Origin of the sequence: Agathobaculum faecis, from assembly GCF_014287995.1 — a bacterium.
Classification (GTDB): Bacteria; Bacillota; Clostridia; order Oscillospirales; family Butyricicoccaceae; genus Agathobaculum; species Agathobaculum ammoniilyticum.
On the sequence record NZ_JACOPL010000003.1, the window covers coordinates 260,880 to 267,334 of the forward strand.

Annotated in this window: 6 protein-coding genes; 4 read left to right on the plus strand and 2 right to left on the minus strand. The window is 57.5% G+C overall.

All coding sequences use genetic code 11. The annotated features are described in order from the left end of the window. Positions 1-45: 45 nt before the first annotated feature. Together H8S45_RS04945 and H8S45_RS04950 are read right to left on the minus strand one after the other, a co-directional pair. Positions 46-600: an ECF transporter S component gene (locus H8S45_RS04945; protein WP_107630926.1), complete on the minus strand. Its 555-nt coding sequence runs from the start codon at positions 598-600 to the stop codon at positions 46-48. Positions 601-751: 151 nt separating this feature from the next. Beyond that, a complete protein-coding gene (locus H8S45_RS04950; protein WP_054328306.1) occupies positions 752-2,095 on the minus strand; it encodes a butyryl-CoA:acetate CoA-transferase in 1,344 nt (447 codons plus the stop codon). A gap of 241 nt (positions 2,096-2,336) precedes the next feature. Here H8S45_RS04950 and H8S45_RS04955 point away from each other — a divergent pair, with 241 nt between their 5' ends. From H8S45_RS04955 to H8S45_RS04970, 4 genes are all read left to right on the plus strand, one after another. Further along, a complete protein-coding gene (locus H8S45_RS04955; protein WP_054328305.1) occupies positions 2,337-3,188 on the plus strand; it encodes a transporter substrate-binding domain-containing protein in 852 nt (283 codons plus the stop codon). Positions 3,189-3,266: 78 nt separating this feature from the next. Further along, positions 3,267-3,998: an amino acid ABC transporter permease gene (locus H8S45_RS04960; RefSeq protein WP_054328304.1), complete on the plus strand. Its 732-nt coding sequence runs from the start codon at positions 3,267-3,269 to the stop codon at positions 3,996-3,998. A 13-nt stretch (positions 3,999-4,011) separates the two neighbouring features. Then, entirely contained in the window at positions 4,012-4,800 is a 789-nt protein-coding gene (locus tag H8S45_RS04965) for an amino acid ABC transporter ATP-binding protein (protein WP_054328303.1), read from the plus strand. 280 nt (positions 4,801-5,080) lie between these two features. After that, positions 5,081-6,262: a 4-hydroxybutyrate dehydrogenase gene (locus H8S45_RS04970; RefSeq protein WP_242977827.1), complete on the plus strand. Its 1,182-nt coding sequence runs from the start codon at positions 5,081-5,083 to the stop codon at positions 6,260-6,262. The last annotated feature ends 193 nt before the right edge of the window (positions 6,263-6,455 follow it).

Genomic DNA, 6,455 nt, shown 5'->3' on the forward strand with positions numbered 1-6,455 from the left:
CCGTATCTCCATCGCCTCACCGATCTGGGAAAACGGGTCAGTGCTTCAGGTCCGGATGCGTTCGCCCATCTCCGCGCTCGCATGCCCCAGCACCGGCAACAGCACCGCGCATACGATCACGCCGGCCAGCCCCTGCACGATATTGAACGGCACACCGGCCAGTACAGCCGCAACCGCAGCGCCCGCCGCGCTCCCCGCGACCAGCTCCATGCCGACCTCATACACATAATAGCCCGCGACCATCACGATTTCCGCGGGAATACCGCACAGCGCCACGCGTACCGGCATATTCATCCGCTCCCGTCCGGCCATGTGGTGGTAGAGCCAGCCGCCCGCCAGCGCGGTCAGCGCCTTGATGGCGAACGTACCCGGCACCCAGGCCATATAACCGCCGAACAGGTCGGCCAGCATCGAGCCGATGCCCGCCGCGACCGCGCCCAGCCCCGGCCCCAACAGGATGCCGCAGAGCAGCACCAGCCCGTCGCCCAGGTGAATATAGCCGAGCGTCGGCGTCGGGATACGGATAATCATGGTTGCGACCGTCGTCAGCGCCGCGAGCAGAGCAGCAAGGATGATCGTTCTGGTTTTTTTGCTTTTCATATTGTGACACCCTCTCTGTTTTTCCTTTGTTGGTACTATTGTACTCCCTGTATGGCCTTTTACAAAGCGCCAGATCAAACATTTTTCATAATGCCAGACTGCATGCAGAAAAGCGGCCCATCCGCAGATAGGCCGCCTGGTACTTTCCGTCTCAGCGCTTGTTGGAACGCTTCCAGATGTGCATTTTTTCCGCGTCCTGAATGAGCTGCTCGCGGAAGTCGGGATGCGCGACCGAGATCAGCGCCTCCGCGCGCTGCCAGGATGACAGGCCCTTGAGACACACCTTGCCGTACTCGGTAACGAACCAGTGTACGTTCGGGCGCGCGTCGGTCACGACCGAACCGTCCGCCAGCGTCGGGCGGATGCGGGAAGCGATCGAGCCATCCTTCTGCTTGAATGTGGACGAACAGCAGATAAAGCTCTTGCCGCCCTTGGACAGGTACGCGCCCAGCACAAAGTCGAGCTGGCCGCCCGCGCCGGAGATCTGCTTGGTGCCGGCCGTTTCCGCGTTCACCTGGCCGAACAGGTCGATATCCACTGCGTTGTTGATCGAAATGAAGTTGTCGATCTGGGCGATGGTGCGCGCGTCGTTGGTATAGGATACGGGAGCCGCGTAGCATTCCGGATTGTTGTCGATATAGTCATAGAGCTTTTTGGTGCCAGCGCCGAACGCATACACCTGCTTGCCCCGATCGATCCCCTTGCTCAGGCCGTTGATCTTACCCGCCATGGCGATGTCGACAAACGCGTCCACATACATCTCGGTATGTACGCCGAGATCCTTCAGGTCGGATTCCGCAATCATGGAACCGACCGTATTCGGCATGCCGCCGATGCCCAGCTGCAGGCAGGCGCCATTCGGGATCTCCTCCACGATCAGCTTGGCCACCGCGCGGTCAACGTCGGTCGGCGCACCGCCGGCGCCCAACTCCGCGATCGGCGGGTTCTCACCCTCGACGACCATATCTACCTCGGAGATGTGGACCGCTTCCTCAAAGCCGCCCAGGCAGCGCGGCATGTTCTTATTGACCTCGACGATGACAACGTCGGACACGTCGCACACTGCCTTCAGGTGGGACGCGTTCGGGCCGAAGCTGAAGTAGCCGTGGCTGTCCATCGGCGCAACCTGGAACATCGCCACGTTGACGTGCTTGACATTCTCCCGGTAGTAGCGCGGCAGCTCGGAATAGCGCAGCGCATTATAAAAGCCGAAGCCCGCGGTGCAGGCCTTGCGCTCGACGCCGCCCATGTGCCAGGAGTTCCAGGTGATCTTCTTTTCTACGTCCGGAATCTGGAATATAGCGGGCTGCCACATCAGGATGCCGCCGCGCAGGTTGATATCCTCCAACTCGCTCATCCGTCCGGCGAGCGCCTTGTCCAGCGCGCAGGCCGTGCCGGTACACCAGCCGTAGTCCACCCAGTCGCCCGATTTGACCACCTTGACAGCCTCATCCGCCGTGGTCAGCTTCTGCTGATAAAGAGCTTCGTAATCCATGATTGCCCAAACCTCCGTCTTTGTTTATTCTTTAACAATCTTGTTATCTATTATATCTATTGTATATAATACTATATTCCCCCTGTACAGGTCAAGCAAGGAGTTGCCATTTACAACACTTACAACCATTCACCCAGAAAGTGACCAGAAAGTTTTTCTTGATTTTCTCAAATAAAGTGGTACAATGATAAATGACTTTCACAGTACCGTAATTATGCAATGAATTTAGGAGGGCATTCCCATGAAAACCAAAAAGCTTCTGGCGCTGTTGCTCGCCGGCGCGATGAGCGCCTCTCTGCTGGCAGGCTGCGGCAGCGACAGCTCCGCCGATACCACGAGCGGCGACGACGCGGCCAATCCGTCCGACACCGCCGCCGCAGACAGCGACCTGGCGCAGATCGAAGACGCCGGCAAGCTGAAAATCGGCTACACGGTCTATGAGCCGATGAACTATACCGACGAGCAGACCGGCGAATTCACCGGCTTTGACACCGAGTTCGCGCAGGCGGTCTGTGAAAAGCTCGGCGTGGAGCCGGAATTCATCGAGATCGTTTGGGATACCAAGCAGGTCAGCCTGGAAAGTGGTGAGGTGGACTGCCTGTGGAACGGCATGACCATCACGGAGGACCTCAAGCAGAATATTTCGGTTTCCGACCCCTATGTACAGAATACCCAGGTGGTCGTCACCAAGACAGAAAACAAGGATACTTACGCGGATTACGCCAATCTGGTCGGCAAGACGGTGGCGGTAGAGGCCGGCTCGGCCGCACAAAGCGTGGCAGAGGAGGACGAGAACCTCAGCCAGTCCAACCTGGTCACGGTCAGCAAGCAGACCGACGCGCTGCTCGAGGTCAAGTCGGGTACGGCGGACGCCGCAATTTTTGACCAGACCATGGCGGAAAACATGATCGGCGAGGGTACCGACTTCGCGGACCTGACCATCTGCGGCGTATTCCATGAGGAGCAGTATGGCATCGGCTTCCGCAAGGGAAGTGACCTGTGCGACAAGGTCAATGAGATCATGGCTACACTGAATGAAGACGGTACGCTGCAGTCTCTGGCTGAAAAATACGGCCTTTCCCTAGCAGAATAAACAAATTTACCTACACAAATTTTACACCGAACGGGACAGCTTACTGCTGCCCCGCTTGGTTTTGTTTGGAGGAATCCTATGAACCCCTCGGTTATCTTCACCAATCTGTTCCAAAGCTTTGGAATCAACTGCACGATCTTTGTGGTCACACTGCTGGTCGCGCTGCCCGTCGGCCTGCTTGTGGCGTTCGGCGCCATGAACAGGTGGGAACCGTTCCGCTGCCTGCGCGGCAGCCGCCTTGCGTCCGGCAAATGGGGCGCCATGCTGGTCGGGCTGCGCCCGATCGCCCTTCTCATCAAGTTCTTTGTGTGGATCGTCCGCGGCACGCCGCTCATGCTGCAGATCATCTTCATCTACTATGGCCCCGGCCTGCTGCACTGGGGCCAGCCGTGGAACGCCATGGGTACGGACGGGCGCGTGGTCGCGACCTGCGCCGCGTTCGCAATCAACTACGCCTGCTATTTTTCCGAGATTTTCCGCGGCGGTATCCAGTCTATCCCGCGCGGCCAGTATGAGGCCGGCCAGGTGCTCGGCATGACCAAACGGCAGATTTTCTTCAAGATCACGCTGCTGCAGGTCGTCAAGCGCGTGATCCCGCCCATGGGCAACGAATTCATGACGCTTATCAAGGATACCGCGCTGGCCAACATCATCGCCACCAAGGAGATCATCATGATGAGCAAGGAATTCATCAACCGCGGCCTGATCTGGCCGTTGTTCTCCACCGCCCTTTTCTTCCTCGTGTTCTGCGGCGTGCTGACGCTGCTGTTCGGCTGGCTGGAAAGGAAAATGGACTATTTCCGTGTATAAGGAGCGAGCCGCAATGCCTATTCTTGAAGTACAAAACATCGAAAAAAGCTTTGGCCCGACCAAGGTGCTACAGGACATCAGCTTTTCCCTGGAGCGCGGCAAGGCGCTGGCCATTATCGGCTCGTCCGGTTCGGGCAAGACGACCCTGCTGCGCTGCCTGAACTTTCTGGAAACCCCAAACGCGGGCCGTATCCTGGTAAACGGCGAAACCCTGTTTGACGCCGCCGACCGCGCCGCCAAGAGCGACGCGGAAATCCGCCGCCGGCGCCTGCATTTCGGCATGGTGTTTCAATCGTTCAACCTGTTCCCGCAGTACACTGCGCTTGAAAACGTCATGCTGGCCAGCCTGATGCTCGCCAAGGAGCGGCCGGATTACAAGCAGAACCGGCACGCCATCCATGAGGAGATTGAAAACCACGCCATTGAGCTGCTCGCCCAGATGAGCCTAGAGGGCCGCATGAGCCACTACCCCCACCAGCTTTCCGGCGGCCAGCAGCAGCGCGTGGCCATTGCGCGGGCGCTCGCGCTCCAGCCGGACATCCTCTGCTTTGACGAGCCCACCTCCGCGCTCGACCCGGAGCTGACGGGCGAGGTCCTGCGCGTTATCCGTTCGCTCGCGGACCAGCACACCACCATGATTATCGTTACGCACGAGATGGCTTTCGCCCGCGATGTGGCCGACCACGTGCTGTTCATGGACGCGGGCGTGATTGTGGAGGAAGGCACGCCCAGCGAATTGTTTGAAAATACACAAAATGAGCGTACACGCGCCTTTTTGAGCCGTTTTTCGCAAAACAACTAAATCCTGTTTGAATCCGCCCATTCTTTTCGGCTATTCTGCCCGTTTTTTCTTTACAGACGGGTTTCGATGCGTTAAAACAGCCCTGTATTCCAAAATACAGGGCTGTTTATTGTCTTTTTGTACAGGATTTGGTGGTTATTTTTTGGTGATTTTTTTGTTCGTTTGTGTTGAAGTTGTGGACGGGATTTGCTACAATAAAAGCGCAGGGCAAATTGCCTGATATGATGCGCATAAAAGCCCGCACGGCCTTTATAAATTTTATGAATGGAGATGTTCAACTATGGCTATGGATGCTTTCAGTGCCTCTTTGATGAAGGACAAAAGAGAGATCGTCATTGCCCCCACTATCTACAAGTTTGAAACGTTCGGCGACTTCGCCGGGGAGTTCAAGCTCGGCGAACGCGACGTCGTTCTGACCAATGAGTTCATCTACAAGCCCTTTATGGCGGAGCTTGGTCTGAAGAGCCAGTTCGTGTTCCAGGAGAAGTTCGGCGCAGGCGAACCCTCCGAAGCCATGATCGAAACCATGTACGAAGCGATCCCGTACGACTCCTACGACCGCGTCATCGCTGTCGGCGGCGGCGCCATCATGGACCTTTGCAAGCTGCTCGGCTGCAAGCGCCCGGCATCTGTACATGAACTGTATTTCAAGCGCGAGCCCGTTGTACATGAAAAAGAAGTCATCGCGATCCCGACCACCTGCGGCACCGGTTCCGAAGTCACCAACATTTCGGTCGCTATCGTCAAGGACGAAAAGGACGGTAAGCTGACCGGCGGCGAAACCAAGCTCGGCCTGGTTTCCGACGATATCATCCCGAACAAGGTCTGTCTGGTGCCCGACCTGCTCAAGACCCTGCCGTACAAGCCGTTCGCCGCTTCCGCGATCGACGCGCTCATCCATGCGACCGAGTCGTTCCTGTCCCCGCACCGCAAGACCGTCACCTCCGAGATGTTCTCGGTCAAGGCGATGGAAATGATCCTCGAAGGCTTCCGCCGCATCGCGCTCGAGGGGCCGGACGCCCGCATCGATTACCTTGGCGAGTTTGTCACCGCTTCCCTGTTCGCCGGCATCGCGTTCCTCAAGGCCGGCTGCGCGACCGTACACGGCATGTCCTTCCCGCTCGGCGGCACCTACCATGTACCGCACGGCGAATCCAACTATGCGCTGTTCAGCAAGATCCTTGAGCTGTACGACGAGTACGAGCCGGCCGGTGAGCTTGGCAAGTTCAAGGAGATCGTCGCCCGCTGCCTCGGCTGCACCAAGGACGATGCGCTGCGCACCCTGAATGTGACCCTCGAAAAGGTCCTCCCGCTCAAGCCGCTGCATGAGTACGGCTTCAAGGAAGAGGATATCAAGAGCTTCCCACTCTCGGTCGAGGCGAACCAGCAGCGCCTGATTACCAACTCTTACCGTCCGTGGAGCATTGAGCTGAGCGAACGCGTATACCGCGAGTGCTTCTAAACCCAGTAAGCATATCGCCTGAACAGGGCGGGGACCCCCGCGTTCCCCGCCCTGTTTTTATAGCAACCTGATAAAAGAAAGGATACTTGATCGATATGATGACCAAAGACCAATATATCGAGTCCCTGCGGAAGCTGCACCTGAACCTGTACAGCTTTGGGGAAAAGGTGGAGAATCCGGTGGATAACGCGAT

Excerpts from the sequence above, each read along its gene's own strand:
- H8S45_RS04945 (WP_107630926.1), bottom strand. The coding sequence starts at position 600 with ATGAAAAGCAAAAAAACCAGAACGATCATCCTTGCTGCTCTGCTCGCG.
- H8S45_RS04950 (WP_054328306.1), bottom strand. The coding sequence starts at position 2,095 with ATGGATTACGAAGCTCTTTATCAGCAGAAGCTGACCACGGCGGATGAG.
- H8S45_RS04955 (WP_054328305.1), top strand. The coding sequence starts at position 2,337 with ATGAAAACCAAAAAGCTTCTGGCGCTGTTGCTCGCCGGCGCGATGAGC.
- H8S45_RS04960 (WP_054328304.1), top strand. The coding sequence starts at position 3,267 with ATGAACCCCTCGGTTATCTTCACCAATCTGTTCCAAAGCTTTGGAATC.
- H8S45_RS04965 (WP_054328303.1), top strand. The coding sequence starts at position 4,012 with ATGCCTATTCTTGAAGTACAAAACATCGAAAAAAGCTTTGGCCCGACC.
- H8S45_RS04970 (WP_242977827.1), top strand. The coding sequence starts at position 5,081 with ATGGCTATGGATGCTTTCAGTGCCTCTTTGATGAAGGACAAAAGAGAG.